Raw genomic sequence first — 13,325 nt, 5'->3', positions numbered from 1 at the left:
GGAGATCCGGGAACCAGCATGAAAAGTCGCGAAGCGTCCGCCTGTCCGCAACGGTGCAGCATTCAGAGCCGCTTCGCGGCGAGTCTTCCGTCTGGATCCCGGATCTCCTTCCACTTCGTTGCAGTCGTCCGGGAAAGGGGTGGCGGCTCACGATGAGGCAGTGGTCTCTCGACGCCGGAGCCTCCAGTGTCGTGTACTGTGCACGTCCCCATCCCGTCGCCCTTATCCTCCAGAGCGCGGCGAGATGCCTGGAACCCTCCGCTGCGCTCCGGCATCTCAGGATGAGGGTGAGAGTCGGATCAAGGACATCGGTCGGATTAGGCGCGATCTCCCTGAATCCGACGTGCTGCAAGTGCCGGTCTCGCTGCCGTCACAGATAGCGCAGCACCGGATGCCGCCCCCGCCGCTTCAGTCCGACCATCCAGCGGCACGCCCCATAGAGCGGCAGGCCGAGGAGCGCCGCGATCAGCCAGAGCTGCGCCGGCGACCCGGCCTCGACCCGCCCCGACGCGCCGGTGAGGCCGAGCGCCAGCGTGAGGTGGTAGAGCCCGCGCAGCAGCCAGAGATGGACGAGGTAGAAGAACAAGGGCGCTCCGCCGAACACCCGCAGCCAGGCGAGACGCCCGGCCGGCAGCGCCTCGAACAGGGCGAGGAGCCAGAGCCCGAGGCCGAGGGTCAGCAGCAGGAAGCAGGCCGAGGGCGGGTACTTGGTGAGGTTCAGGACCGATAGGATCGTCGCCCCGGTGGTCGGGCCGGCGTGCCACGGCACCGGATCGCCGTAGCCGTTCATCCCCCGCAGCACCAGGAATCCGGCGAGCGCCACCGCCCCGAGAGCGAGAAGCCGGCGCCGGCGCGCAGCGGGATCGAGGGAGAACCAAGGCCCGATTGCGTAGCCCGCCGCCGCGACGCCGATCCAGGGCAGCACCGGGTAGGAGGTGCGGGCGACGCCCCAGGGCAGGTCGACGAGGCCGCGCTGATGCAGGATCGCCCACGGACCATAGCCGGCCTCGCCCGGCGCGAGGACGATCCCGTCGAGGAGGTTGTGCCCGAGCATGATCGCGAGCGCGACCGCGACCAGGGCGGGCCGCGGCAGCCGCAGCAGCCCCGCCAGCGCGACCATGCTGATGCCGATCGCCCAGATCACCTGCAGGTAGAGGACCGGCGGCAGGAGCTTCCCCGTCCAGGCGAGGTTCACGAGCGTGAGCTCGAGCCCGATCAGGAACAGGCCGCGGGTGAGGAGGAAGCGCGACGCCGCGCCGGTCCCGTGCTTTGCCCCGTAGAGATAGGCCGAGAGGCCGGTGAGCAGCAGGAAGACGGGCGCGCAGAGATGCGAGGTCAGCCGCGTCACGGCGAGGTCGGGGGCGGTGGCCGCGAGGTCCATCGGGTCGCGGACCTGGGCGTGCAGGAAGAACGTCTCCCGCACGTGGTCGACCAGCATCAGCAGCATGACGAGGCCGCGCAGGGCGTCGATCGCGCCGATGCGCGGGGCGGGTGCTTTCGTCACGACGCGGTCTCCGTGGCGAGGCGGGCGAGGAGCCGGCGCACGTCCGGCGGCGTCCAGATCGGGCCGCCGCGGGGCTTGCGCACCCCGCGCCGGGTCAGCGAGGCGGCGATGCCCTCCGGTGTCCCGCCGGCTTCCGCCGCGATCTCGGCTAGCACCGCCTGGCGGTAGCGCCGGGCGCGGGCGGCGGCCGCGTCGCGGCCGGCATCGCCCTTGCGCGGAGCCGCCATCAGAACCGCACCGACAGGGTGCCGGTGAACCGGCGCGGCGCGCCAGGATAGACCCGCAGCGCGCTGAGCGAACTCTCGTAGATGGTCGTGTCGAACACGTTCTCGACGTTGAGGCCGAACCGCACATTCTCCCAGCGGTAATAGGCCAGGGCATCGACCGCGATGTAGCCCGGCAGCCGGAAGCTGGCCGTGGCGTCTCCCGCCCGCTCGCCGATGGCGCGCACGCCGCCGCCGAGGCCAAAACCCTTCCAGGGGCCCTCCCGCACCTCGTGGACCGCGAGCAGGCTGCCCGAGTGGCGCGGCACGTTGATGAGCGGGGCGCCCACCGGCAGGACGTTGTCCTTCGTGATCACCGCGTCGGCGAAGACGTAGCCGGCCAGGAGCTTGACCTCCGGCGTGATCTGGCCGGCGGCGGTGAGCTCGAAGCCCTGGCTGCGCACCGCGCCGGCGGCGAGCGAGAAGCCGGCATTGACCGGATCGGGCGTGAGCACGTTCTGCCGCTCGACCCGGAAGGCGGCGCCGGTGAGGCTCAAGGCGCCCCCGAACAGGTCGAGCTTGGTGCCGACCTCGTAACCGAGTCCGCTCTCCGGCGCGAAGGGGCCGCTTCGCGCCGCTGCGAAGGCGTCGGGCCCGGTATTCGGCCGGAAGCTCGTGCCGACATTGGCGTAGACGGAGAGGTTCGGCAGCGGCTGGTAGACGAGGCCGGCCCGGGGCGAGGCCGCAACGGACGTCTGGTCGGTGCGAAGCCCCGTGGTCCGCTCCCGGAACGATTGCTCGAAGACGTCGAAGCGCGCACCCACGAGCGCCTTCCATTCCGGGCTGAACGCGATCTGGTCCTGGGCGTAGAGCGCCGTACTGGTGATCTGCTCGACACCGTTGGTCTGGAACGCGAAGGGCGGCAGCGGCCGGCCGTAGACGGGTGCATAGACGTCGAGGGAGTACGGGGTCTGGCGGAAGCGCGAGCGGACCTGCTGGTAGCGGCCGTCGGTGCTCTCGCGCTCGAAGCCGAGCAGCAGGGTGTGGCCGATCCCGGCGGTCTCGAAGCGCCCGACCAGCTCGGCCTGGCCGATCGCCACGTCCCAGCGATAGTTGCGAAAATTGCGGTCGCGCCGGGCGGTGCGGTTGTCGGCGTCGAGCTCGCGCACCTCCACCGCCTCGCCGACGAGGGCGCCGGTATTGAAGTAGGTGGCAAGCCGCATCTGCCAGTCGGCATCGAAGCGGTGATCGACCCGCACCTGCATCGTGTCGCTGGACTGGTGGATGCTCTGGCCCGGCTCGCCGAGGAAGCGCGAGATCGGCAGGGCTCCCAGCTGCCCGTTGATCGCCACGACGCCGCGGTCGAACACCGCGCGGTTGCGCAGGAATTCGGTCTCGACCGTCACCCGCGTGTCGGGCGTGACCTGCCAGCTCACTACCGGGGCGACGAGGAGCCGGTCGCCGTCGACGAAGTCGCGAAAGCTGTTCTGGCGTCCGGCCGCGAGGTTGAAGCGGTAGAGGAGCGTGCCGGCCTCGTCGAGGCTGCCGCCGGCATCGACCGTGCCGCGGACCTGCTCGAACGAGCCCCACAACCCGCCCATCTCGACGAAGCGCTCGGCCGTCGGCTGCTTGGTGATGATGTTGATGAGGCCGCCCGGGTCGCTGCGGCCGAACAGGCCGCCGCCGGGTCCCTTCAGCACCTCGATCCGCTCGATGGTCTGGGTGTCCTGCTGGGGCGGGAAGCCGCGGGCGAGCGGGAAGCCGTTCTTGTAGATCTCGGCCGTGGCGACGCCGCGTACGGCGTAGCCGAGCGGCGAGAGGCCGCCGAAATTGTTCTGCTGCACGATGCCCGGCGTGTAGGCGAGGACCTGATCGGCCCGGGTCGCCGCGAGATCGGTGATGACCTCGCGGGGCGCCACGGTGACGACCTGCGGCACGTCGCGCTGAGGCGTGTCGGTCTTCGTGCTGCTCACCGCCCGGTCGGCGCGAAAGCCCAGGGTCGGGCCGATGAGGCCGATCGTGCCGGCGGCGGTGGTCGGGAGCACCGGCAGGCCCGGGCCCGGCGCGGACGGGCGCGGGCCCTCCACCACCACCTCGTCGAGGGCGATGGTCTCCTGTCCCCGCGCGGCGGGCGCCGCGAGGCCCAGGGCGAGGGCTGCCGCCAGGGTTGCGCTTCGCGGATGCGGGCGGGACGACGGACGCTTCACGACACACACTCGCTGTTGCCGCGCCGTGCGGTCCGGGCGAGCGACAGGCGGCGTCCGCGCGACCGGCGCGGCGCACGAGAGCCCGAGCGCTCCCCCGGGCTGCAACGCCCGCGGGACGTGATCGCTCAAGGCAAGTCCTCCGGCTCGCGGATCGTCGGGCCCGAGGCAGGGGGCAGCCTCGGCCTCGACCCGTGAGGATCCGGCCGAACGCCCTCGCCGCCCGCGGGCTCGGCGCCCGGGGAACCTTGGCGGCGACATCCATGGCAGGCCATCCGCCGCCGAGCAACGTTTAGAAACGCAATGTAATAATGTTGCGATCTGCTGTGGCCGCAGAATCACACCGGCCGGCGGCGCCCCCTACTCCCGGCGCAGGAAGGCCGCCGTCGCGGGATGCAGCCAGGCCGCCGGGACGGCGTCCTTCAGGTCGCGCGGGTCGCTCGGCCGCTCGTGCGGCAGCCGCCGGGCGAGCGCCGGCTTCGCCTCGTCGATCGCCGCGACGAGACGGGTCACCGCGGCCGGGTCGAGGCCGGGCCGCCCGAGGATGAGGCTCCACGATCCCACGGTCTCGATTGCGTCTTTCTGGCCCGGGAAGGTGCCGAGCGCCACGGTGATGCGCCGCAGGGACGGGCTCGCCGCCAAGATCGCCGGGATCGCGGTGGCGGACGGGCCGAGGAAGCGGGCGCCGCCCGGCGCCTCGGCCATGGTCCGGAAGCCCGGCCAGCCGGTGCCGCCGCCGAACAGGGCGGCGGCGCGCCCGTCGCGCACCATCGCCGGTCCGTCGCCGGCATGGTCGAGGAGGATCGGGCGGATGTCGTGCTCGGGGTCGAGCCCGGAGCCGCGCAGCACGGTCCGGCCCATGGCGGTGAGGCCGGAACTCCGGGTGCCGAGGGCGACCGGCTGCCCGCGCAGGTCGTCGATGCTGCGCACCGGGCTGCCTGCGAGCACCACGAACAGGCCCGGCGCCGCGTAGACCGGCGCCACCACCGTTACGGCCGGCGCGCCCTGCCCGGCGAGCGCGTCGTAGGCGTACTCGCCCTGGACGAGGGCGAGATCGACCCTACCGTCACGCAGGAGCGTGAGGTTCTCGGTCGAGCCTTTGCTCGCGCGTAACTCCAGGGTGAGGTCCGGATCCACCTCCCGGATCGCCGCCGCCAGCGCCTCGCCATAGGCCGGAAACCCGCCGCCGGGCGTCGCGGTGGCGAGGACGAGGCGCAGAGGCTCGGCGGCGCGGGGGCCGGGGATCGCGGTGAGGAAGGCGATGCAGGAGGCGGCGGCGATCAGCCAGGGTTTCATGCGACATCCTGCGATTCGATCGATGGGCGACATCGGTCATCCTGATCCCACCCGCGACCTCATCCTGAGGCGCGAGCGACAGCGAGCCTCGAAGGAGGCCTCCTTCGAGGCCGCACGATCTCCGATCGGCCGGCACTTCAGGATGAGGTTGTGGGATGGGACGACGGGGTCGGAGCGTCAGTTCGCCGGAACCGGCGTCATCGGAACCGGCGCCACATCCGGCTGGAGCAGCGAGACGGTGATCGCCCGGGTGACGTGCTCGGCCATGCAGCGGTAGCCGAGATCGGCGAGGCGGAAGCCGGCGCCGGACTGCGCCGTGTCGCCGCCCTTCAGCGCGCTGATCGCCCGGGTGGCGAGGTAGCGCATCGCCTCGTAGCGCTGGACCAGCGGCACCTGCTCGCGCTCGGCGACCTTCTGGATCGCCAGGACGAACTGGCGGTAATAATCGTCCTTGGCGAGGCTCGCGGTGTATTGCGGATCGACCAGCACCACGTCGATGCCGTGCGACTTGATCCAGGCCACGGTCTCGGCCAGCGACTGCGAAAAATCCTCGATGTCGACGCGGGCGAGCGCGTCGTTGCCGCCGACCTGCCAGACCACGAGGTCGGGCTCGATCTCAGCCACCTGGTTGCGCAGGCGCTCGGCCGCCCCGAAGGCGATCTCGCCGGACACGCCGCGGCTCTCGACCGTCACCTCGATGTCGGGCAGCGAGCGGGTGAGCGCGTCCTCCAGCCGCACCGGGTAGGTCGCGGCGGTGCCCAGGCCCCCGGAATTGGAGCCGATGGTCAGGACCTGGACGGCGCGGTGCTCGCGCAGGGCCTTCTTCACCGCCTTGAGCTTGGCCAGCGTGTAGAGCTTGGAGCCCGGCACCCGGCATTCCGGCGAGAGGCTGGGATCGGGCGCGTCCGGGGTCGGCGCGGTGGCCTGGAGCGCCGGGATCTCGGCATGCGCCGGCTGGGCCGGCTGCACCTGCACGGGCGCTTGAGCGGGCGTCGTCGACTGCGCCTGCGCTGCGAAGCCGAAGCACGACGCCATGGCGAGGCTCACGCCGCCGAGGAGGGACGGGGAGAGCGAGAGCGCCATTCGACGAACCATGCCGTGAACGAGAGTGAGGCCAGGCCGCATCCTACGACAAAGACGTCGGTCGCGAAACCTCCCCCGGTCCAGAATCGAATCAGCTGTGCACCGAGGCTGGCGACCGAGCCGACGGAGAACACCGCGAGCGAGTTGCGCCCGAGGCCGGCGAGCTGGCGGGTGAGCCAGCGCGCCCGCGGCTGGATCAGGCCGAACACCGTCTGGAAGGCGAGGAGCACTCCGAGGAAATGGATCAGCCGGGCCGGCGAGAGGTAGGACTTGTCGAAGATGAACAGCAGCCGCGGTTCCGGCACCGCCAGGGGATCGGGCCGCAGGTTGAACCACGACAGGACCGCGCCGACGATGACGATGACGATGCCGAGCGGCATCCACCTGCGGCGCCAGGTCAGGAAGCGCTCCGAGCTGCGCCGCCACTCGTGCGCGGCAAAGCCCAGCACCAGCAGCAGCTGCCAGCACAGTGGGTTGAAGAACCAGTGCCCCTCCACCGGCCAGCTCGGGATGTTGATCTCGAACACCAGGCTGACGGCGTAGAGCAGGACCGAGATCCCGATCGCGAGCCCGAGATGCACCCGCGACAGGAGCACGAAGGCCGGCGCCAGGCCGAGCAGCACGACGTAGAGCGGCAGGATGTTGAAGAAGCCGAGCTGGTGCAGCAGCGTCACCCAGCCGACGGTGGCCTGGATCGGGTCGCTGAAGATCGGCCCGGCATTGTGCCACTCCACCAGCAGCGGGTTGTCGAGGTAGAGGGCGGCGCCCGCCAGCATCGCGAGCGCGATGGCGGTGATGACGAGTTGGGCGCGATACACCTCGACCATGCGCGAGAGCAGCCGCAGCACCGTGCGCAGGGCCGGCTCCGGCACCCCGTCGCGCCCGCGGGTTGCGATGCCGATCGACCAGCCGGCCAGGAACACGAACAGCTCGGCCGCGTCGGAGATCCCGTACTGGGAATAGGTGTAGTTCTGGAAGACGTTGCCCGGGATGTGATTGATGAAGATGGTGATCAGGGCGATGCCGCGCCAGAAATCGACCGCATTCGGTTCACGCATGAGGCTCGTGGTCCCTTTTGCCGGCCTGCGGACGTCCCCGGACCGGTGGGGAGTGCCTGTCGTCGACGAGATTAGCGCATGAGGCGGCCACCGCGCACCGTCCGCGGCGGCCGTCCGGGATCGTCGGGGGGCCTACTTCACGATCCGGTCGAGGCGGTTGTTGACGAAGAAGTACAGCTCCTTCGCGCCGGGCTCGGTGTAGAGCACCTGCACCTCGCGCTGGCCGCGCCCGCTCTCGCCGACGAGCACGTCGGTCGGGGGCTTGCCCTTCAGCCGCACCAGCTCGCACTCGGCGATGCCGAGGGCGATCTCGGTCGCGGTCGCCGGGACCGATCCGGTGCAGCTGCCGTCCGGCGCCAGGACCGGGCCCCAGGAGGGCGCGGGCGGCGGAGGCGGCCTGACCGGAGTCGCGAGGTTCACCGGTGGCGCGGCGCGGTCGGTGCTGCTGCATCCGGCCAGGGGAAGTGCCGCCAGGGCGAGTCCCGTGAGGCCGATTCCGATCACCGTCCGCCGCATCGTGCCCCGCCCGTCATCGTCCGTCGCCGCCCTGCCGCGCGGCCAGGGCCGTCTCGTAGAGGCGGAGCGCGTCCCCGCGCAAGGCCGCCCGCGAGGCTTTGCGGAAATAGAACATGTGGCCGCCGGGATAGACCGCGAGGGAGAGGCGCTTGTCGCGGCCGTAGGAGGGGACCTGGTCGAGGATCAGCTTCGAGGCGAAGTAGGGCGTGACGAGGTCGGTGTAGCCGTGGGCGACGAGCACCCGCATCGATCCGTCAAGGGCCAGCGCCTCGCGCAGCTCGCTCACCACCTCCGGCGGGGAGCGGCCGCCGCCCCAGGTCCAGCTGCCGTTGACCGCGTTGTTGAGGAGCTCGTAGCGCAGGTTCGGGACCCGCCAATTCAGGGTGCGGGTGTAGAGGTCGATCATCGCGCTCGACAGCGGCGCCTGCATGGCGGTGAGGATCGGGTCGGCGAACCGGCCGAAGGCCGCGCTCGGATCCGGGTCCCAGCCGGTGACGCCGGTGTCGTAGGCGCTCGACACCCGCCCCGAGTCGCGGTCGGCCTCGCGCTGGTAGGTGGAGCCGGCGACCCGGCCGGCCTGGCGGCGCACGAGCGCCGGATCGAGCCCGGTCAGCGCCGCGACGCGCTCGCTCATCCGGTCGATGGCGGCGGAATCGGCGGGTCCGCGCAGCAGGTCGGCGAGGTAGGGGCCGGTGGCGTAGGCCTCGGCCTCCTGCATCCGGGCGGAATCGGGCGTCTCGCCCCGCCGCTCCAGGCCGGCGGCGGCGAGCGAGGGCAGCCGCGTCACCGCACCGAGCGGGTTGTGCCGCGGCGGCTGGAGGTAGCCGAAATCGAGCACCGGCGAGAGCAGCACCAGCCCCGAGAGGCCGACCCCGACGTCGTCCTGGAGCTTGCGGGCGATCAGCGGCCCGCGAAAGCCGCCGTAGCTCTCGCCGAGGAAGAACTTCGGCGACGCCAGCCGGTCGTTGGTGCGCAGCCAGCGGGCGATGACGGCCGAGAGTACCGCCGCGTCGCTCTCGACGCCGTAGTAGCGCTTGGCGTCGTCGCCGCTGGCGCGGCTGTAGCCGGTGCCGACGGGGTCGATGAAGACGAGGTCGGTGAAGTCGAGCCAGGTCTCGTCGTTCGGCACCGCCACCGGCGGCATCGACGGACTGATGCTCCGGCCGTCGAGGGGCAGGCGCCAGGGCCCGACCGCCGCGAGGTTGAGATAGGCCGAGGCCGCGCCGGGGCCGCCGTTGATCGCGAAGGTGACCGGGCGCTTGCCCGCCTCGCGCTCCGGCAGGGTGAAGGCCGTGACGGCGATCTCGGCCTGGAGCTTGCCGGATTCGTCGACCAGCGGCAGGCTGCCGGCGACCGCCGTGAAGTTGAGGGTGCGGCCGTCGGCGAGGGTCAGGCTGTGCTGCGTCGTCGCGTCGGGCGGCAGGCGCCGGCCTTCGGGCTGGCGGCTTTCTTGGCGAGCCTCTTGACGGGCCGGTTGTGCATAGAGCGGTGCCGGCCCCAGCGACAGGGCGGCCGCGAGTGCGAGGATGCGGGTCGTGAGGCGGGTCATGACATCTCCTCGCGGGCCGGGGCCCCGGTTCATCCAACGATCTCCACGCCGTCGCCTCGAAGATCGGGCGCGGGATTCTCCTCTCCCCGCGGGCGGGGAGAGGGCTGTGCTTCCGTTCAGGAAGCGCAGCGAGCAGCGAACCGTAGGTTCGCCGCGAGGGTGAGGGGGACGTGCCGGAGGAGGCTCATCCGGAGACACCCCCTCACCCTCGCGCTTCGCGCTTCTTTCGTCCCCGACAAGAGGGACGAAAGCCTCCCCCCGCCCGCGGGGAGAGGGGGAGATCCGCGCCCTCTTCTTTCCCCGAGCATCTCTCTCCAAACAGGACAGGGGAGATGCGCGTCATATCGACAGCACAGAGGACGCCGATCCTGCATCACGCCTTCTTCTGCCAGCGGCCGCGCTCGTCCTGCTGCCAGTAGGCGACGCTGTGGCCGGCCTCCTTGGCGCCGCGCCACTGCTCGCGGGCGTGCAGCAGGGCGTCCTGATCGGTGCCGTCGAACAGGATGCAGATGCGCTGGTAGGTGCCCGCGTCGTCGGGCAGGGCCGCGCCCTCGACCAGGAAGCGGATCGAGGCGCCGTTCGGGTTGGCGTCGCGCAGGGTCAGCACCACCGGCTGGGTGGCGCAATCGGGGTCGCGGTCGGTGCCGTGGGGCAGGAAGCTCTCCTCCGAGAACACCCAGAGGTGGTCGTCGAGGGCCTGGAGCCGCTCCTCGCTCGTCGCCTGGACGGCGACGCGCCATTGCCGCTCCAGGGATTTCTCCAGGAGGCTCGGCAGCACCGTCTCCAGCGGCTGGCGCTGCATATGGTAGAACAGGATCTCGGTCACGGTCCCCACGAGATAGGGCGCCACAGGAGATAGGGGACCCTCGGCCGGGCGGCACCGGCCCGAGGCGCGGCGACCGGCCTCAGACCTGGCTCAGACCTGGGCGGCGTCCTGGGCTCGGCGGAGCAGCTTCACCAGGTCGCAGCCGGCAAACAGGTCGTGGGCGACGCCCGCCGCCCGCAAGGGGGCTTCCAGCTCGCCCGGCTTGCCGGCGAGGACGAGCGTAGTGGCGCCGGCCGCCCGCAGGGCCTCGGCGGCGGGCACCGCCTCCTCGGCATAGACCGCGTCCGAGGAGCACAGGCAGGCGAGAGGCGTGCCCGAGGCGCGGAAGGCCTCGGCCATGGCGGCGCGGTCCGCAAAACCCTCGTTCGTCACCGCCTCGATGCCGCCGGCCTCGAAGGCGTTGCGGGCGAAGGTGGCGCGGGTGTTGAAGGCGCTCAACGGCCCGAGATTGGCGAGGAACACGCGCGGGCGCCGGCCGGTGCGGGCCAGGATCGCGTCAGAATTCTCGCGCAGGGCCTCGAACGGCTCGGCGAGGCGGCGGGACGGCAGGGCACCCTCGGGAACGGCGCCGGAAGCCGGGGCGGGTTCGAGCACCGCGACGGGGGCCTCGTGCAGGTCCGGGAACTCGCTGGTGCCGGTGATCGGCTGGCGCCGGGTGGCGAGATCCGCGTCGCGCGTGTCCCGCAAGGCCGCGAGGCGGCCGGCGAGCGCGCCGGAGCGCAGGCTCTCGGCGATCCCCCCTTCCCGCTCGATCGCCTGGAACTGGGTCCAGGCCTCGGCGCAGAGCGCGTCGGTCAGCGCCTCGAAGCCGCCGGCACCCGCGGCCGGGTCGGCGACGCGCCACAGGTTGGCCTCGTCGAGGAGGACGTGCTGGGTGTTGCGGGCGCAGCGGCGCGCGAAGGCGTCGGGCAGGCCGATCGCCGCGGTGAAGGGCAGCACCGTAATCGCGTCGGCCCCGCCGAGGCCGGCCGAGAACACGGCGGTGGTGGCGCGCAGCATGTTGACCCATGGGTCGCGCCGGGTGGTGCTGCGCCAGGCGGTCTCGGCGTGCAGGCGGATCGGCGCCGGGGCCAGGCCGCAGGCCTCCTCGACCCGCGCCCAGAGGCGGCGCAGGGCCCGGGTCTTGGCCACCGTCAGGAACTCGTCGGCATCGGCCACCAGCAGGAAGGCCAGGGCGGCACGGGCGCGATCGAGCGGGTACCCACCGGCCTCGAGCGCCCGCAGGGTCGCGAGCGCGCCTGAGAGCACGCAGGCGAGTTCCAGCGCCTCGCCGGCGCCGGCCTCGTGGAAGGGCCGTCCGTCGGCGAGGAACGCGCGGCCGGCAAAGCCCTGCGCCTCGACCGCGCGCAGGAGGTCGGCGAGGCCGGGCCAGGACGGCGCCGCACCGCTCGAGGCCTCGACGGCGACCGGATCGAGGCTGAGATCGATGTCGAGGGCGGAGAGATCGTCGCCCCGGGCCTTCGCCAGGGCGAGCAGCGCCTCGGCGGCCTCGGGGGCTGCCGCTCCGGCATCGAGCCGCAGGCCGATCAGCGGCAGCATCACGCCGTCGAGCGCGGCCGCGATCGCCTGGGGCCCGGGCAGGCCGAAGCCGCGGGCCGCAGGCGCGCCTGCCATCACCAGGGTCAGGGCGTCGGCGCCGCCCTCGAGGTCGGTCAGCGCCAGGGCGTTGGCCTCGGCCGGGTCCGGATGGTCGACCCGCTGGCTCACCTGCCAGCGGCCGGGCGCCGCGCGGCCGGGCTGGGGAGCCGCGTCGGCCGGGGGGTAGAGCGGCTGGACCGGGATGCCGTCCGGCGTGCGGCGCACCAGCCGCTTGCCGAAATCGGCGCCCTTCAGCACCCCGTCGACCAGGGCACGCCACTGCGCCTCCGTGGCGGCCGGAAACGCGGCGGCGAGCGTCGTATCGTCCATGGCGGGTCCTCGTGGCGCGGGTCACTCCCTGACCGACGACATAGCCGCGCTGGACGCCTCCGGTCGAGAGGGGGGCCGCCGCCGTCAGCCGAACACGATCAGCCCGGCAAAGCCCGCCGCGCCCACGATGATGCGCCACCAGGCGAAGAGCGAGAAGCCGTGGCGGGAGACGTAGTTCAGGAGCTTGCGCACCACGAACAGGGCCGACAGGAACGCCACCACGAATCCGATGGCGATCAGCCCGACATCGTCCTTCGACAGGTTCTTGTAGTTGTCGAGCAGGTCCTTGGCGAAGGCGCCGGCCATGGTCGGCATGGCGAGGTAGAACGAGAACTCGGTGGCGGCGCGCTTGCCCGAGCCCATCAGCATGGCGCCGACGATGGTGGCGCCCGAGCGCGACACGCCGGGGATCATCGCCAGGCACTGGAAGAAGCCGATCTTCAGCGCCATCGGCAGCGAGAACTGGTGCACGTCGTCGTATTTCTGCTCGATCTCGGTCTCGTCGATGACGAGGAGCACGAGGCCGCCGGCGACCAGCGTCGAGCAGATGATCCAGGGGTTGAACAGGTAGAACTTGATGTACTTCGAGAACAGGCCGCCGATGATGGCGGCGGGCAGGAACGCGATCAGGATCGCCAGGATGAAGCGACGGGCCCCCGGGTCGCGGGGTGCGCGCACCAGCAGGTCGAGCAGCTGGCGGAAATAGACCCCGACGATCGCCAGGATGGCGCCGAGCTGGATCAGCACCTCGAAGGTGTTGTTGGGCGATTCGAAGCCGATGAAGTGGCCGACGAGGAGCTGATGCCCGGTCGAGGAGACCGGGATGAACTCGGTCGCGCCCTCGACGAGGGCAAGGATGACGGCCTTGCCGATGCTGGCGACGTCCATCACCGCCCTCCCCGCCCGGAACCCATGCCGCGCGCGGGCCCACCCGCCCTCGATGTCGCCGTCGTCATGTCGTCTGCTCTCGTGGTCGCGCCGCGGGCGGTCGCGACCGCGTCCGGCGGGGATTTAAGAAACGGGGCCCGGCTCCGGCGCCGCGCTCTCGCCGGCGTCCAGCGCCACCTCTGTGGCAAGTCTGTGGTGAAAGGGGTGCCGACGGTTCAAGCCTCCCGGCGGAGCCTCGCACCGAGAGGGTTGAGGCTCGGTTACCAGGGCCTCCCACCCGTGTTAAGGAT

11 protein-coding genes are annotated in these 13,325 nt (G+C 71.8%); all 11 read right to left on the bottom strand.

Annotated features, from left to right (window positions below):
* Positions 1 to 370: 370 nt before the first annotated feature.
* Positions 371 to 1,504, bottom strand: a complete 1,134-nt coding sequence (locus ACS5PV_RS18680) for a DUF1624 domain-containing protein (protein WP_455396841.1) — start codon at positions 1,502 to 1,504, stop codon at positions 371 to 373.
* A complete protein-coding gene (locus ACS5PV_RS18675; protein ID WP_455396840.1) occupies positions 1,501 to 1,731 on the bottom strand; it encodes a hypothetical protein in 231 nt (76 codons plus the stop codon). Before ACS5PV_RS18675 ends, ACS5PV_RS18680 begins: the two co-directional genes overlap by 4 nt.
* Positions 1,731 to 3,923 carry a TonB-dependent siderophore receptor gene (locus ACS5PV_RS18670; RefSeq protein ID WP_455396839.1) on the bottom strand — a complete coding sequence of 731 codons (2,193 nt, stop codon included), beginning with the start codon at positions 3,921 to 3,923 and terminating at the stop codon, positions 1,731 to 1,733. The genes ACS5PV_RS18675 and ACS5PV_RS18670 overlap by 1 nt, the downstream gene beginning before the upstream one ends.
* 348 nt (positions 3,924 to 4,271) lie before the next feature.
* Complete coding sequence (locus ACS5PV_RS18665) at positions 4,272 to 5,207, bottom strand: TAXI family TRAP transporter solute-binding subunit (protein WP_455396838.1); 936 nt, start codon at positions 5,205 to 5,207, stop codon at positions 4,272 to 4,274.
* 177 nt (positions 5,208 to 5,384) lie between these two features.
* Positions 5,385 to 6,290 carry an SGNH/GDSL hydrolase family protein gene (locus tag ACS5PV_RS18660; protein WP_455396837.1) on the bottom strand — a complete coding sequence of 302 codons (906 nt, stop codon included), beginning with the start codon at positions 6,288 to 6,290 and terminating at the stop codon, positions 5,385 to 5,387.
* Positions 6,251 to 7,348 carry an OpgC family protein gene (locus ACS5PV_RS18655; RefSeq protein ID WP_455396836.1) on the bottom strand — a complete coding sequence of 366 codons (1,098 nt, stop codon included), beginning with the start codon at positions 7,346 to 7,348 and terminating at the stop codon, positions 6,251 to 6,253. The genes ACS5PV_RS18660 and ACS5PV_RS18655 overlap by 40 nt, the downstream gene beginning before the upstream one ends.
* Before the next feature lie 132 nt (positions 7,349 to 7,480).
* A complete protein-coding gene (locus ACS5PV_RS18650; protein WP_455396835.1) occupies positions 7,481 to 7,864 on the bottom strand; it encodes a hypothetical protein in 384 nt (127 codons plus the stop codon).
* A 13-nt stretch (positions 7,865 to 7,877) separates the two neighbouring features.
* Complete coding sequence (locus tag ACS5PV_RS18645; RefSeq protein ID WP_455396834.1) at positions 7,878 to 9,413, bottom strand: S10 family peptidase; 1,536 nt, start codon at positions 9,411 to 9,413, stop codon at positions 7,878 to 7,880.
* A gap of 373 nt (positions 9,414 to 9,786) precedes the next feature.
* Positions 9,787 to 10,239 carry a DNA polymerase III subunit chi gene (locus ACS5PV_RS18640; RefSeq protein ID WP_455396833.1) on the bottom strand — a complete coding sequence of 151 codons (453 nt, stop codon included), beginning with the start codon at positions 10,237 to 10,239 and terminating at the stop codon, positions 9,787 to 9,789.
* Positions 10,240 to 10,329: 90 nt separating this feature from the next.
* A complete protein-coding gene (locus ACS5PV_RS18635) occupies positions 10,330 to 12,147 on the bottom strand; it encodes a methylmalonyl-CoA mutase family protein (protein WP_455396832.1) in 1,818 nt (605 codons plus the stop codon).
* An 84-nt stretch (positions 12,148 to 12,231) separates the two neighbouring features.
* The gene (locus ACS5PV_RS18630; RefSeq protein WP_455396831.1) at positions 12,232 to 13,035 is read right to left on the bottom strand and encodes an undecaprenyl-diphosphate phosphatase; all 804 of its coding nucleotides are present in this window, start codon (positions 13,033 to 13,035) and stop codon (positions 12,232 to 12,234) included.
* Positions 13,036 to 13,325: the final 290 nt, after the last annotated feature.

The organism is Methylobacterium sp. Gmos1 (assembly GCF_053764715.1).
The sequence above is the reverse complement of the archived record's forward strand: the minus strand, read 5'-3'. Positions and strand labels throughout refer to the sequence as shown.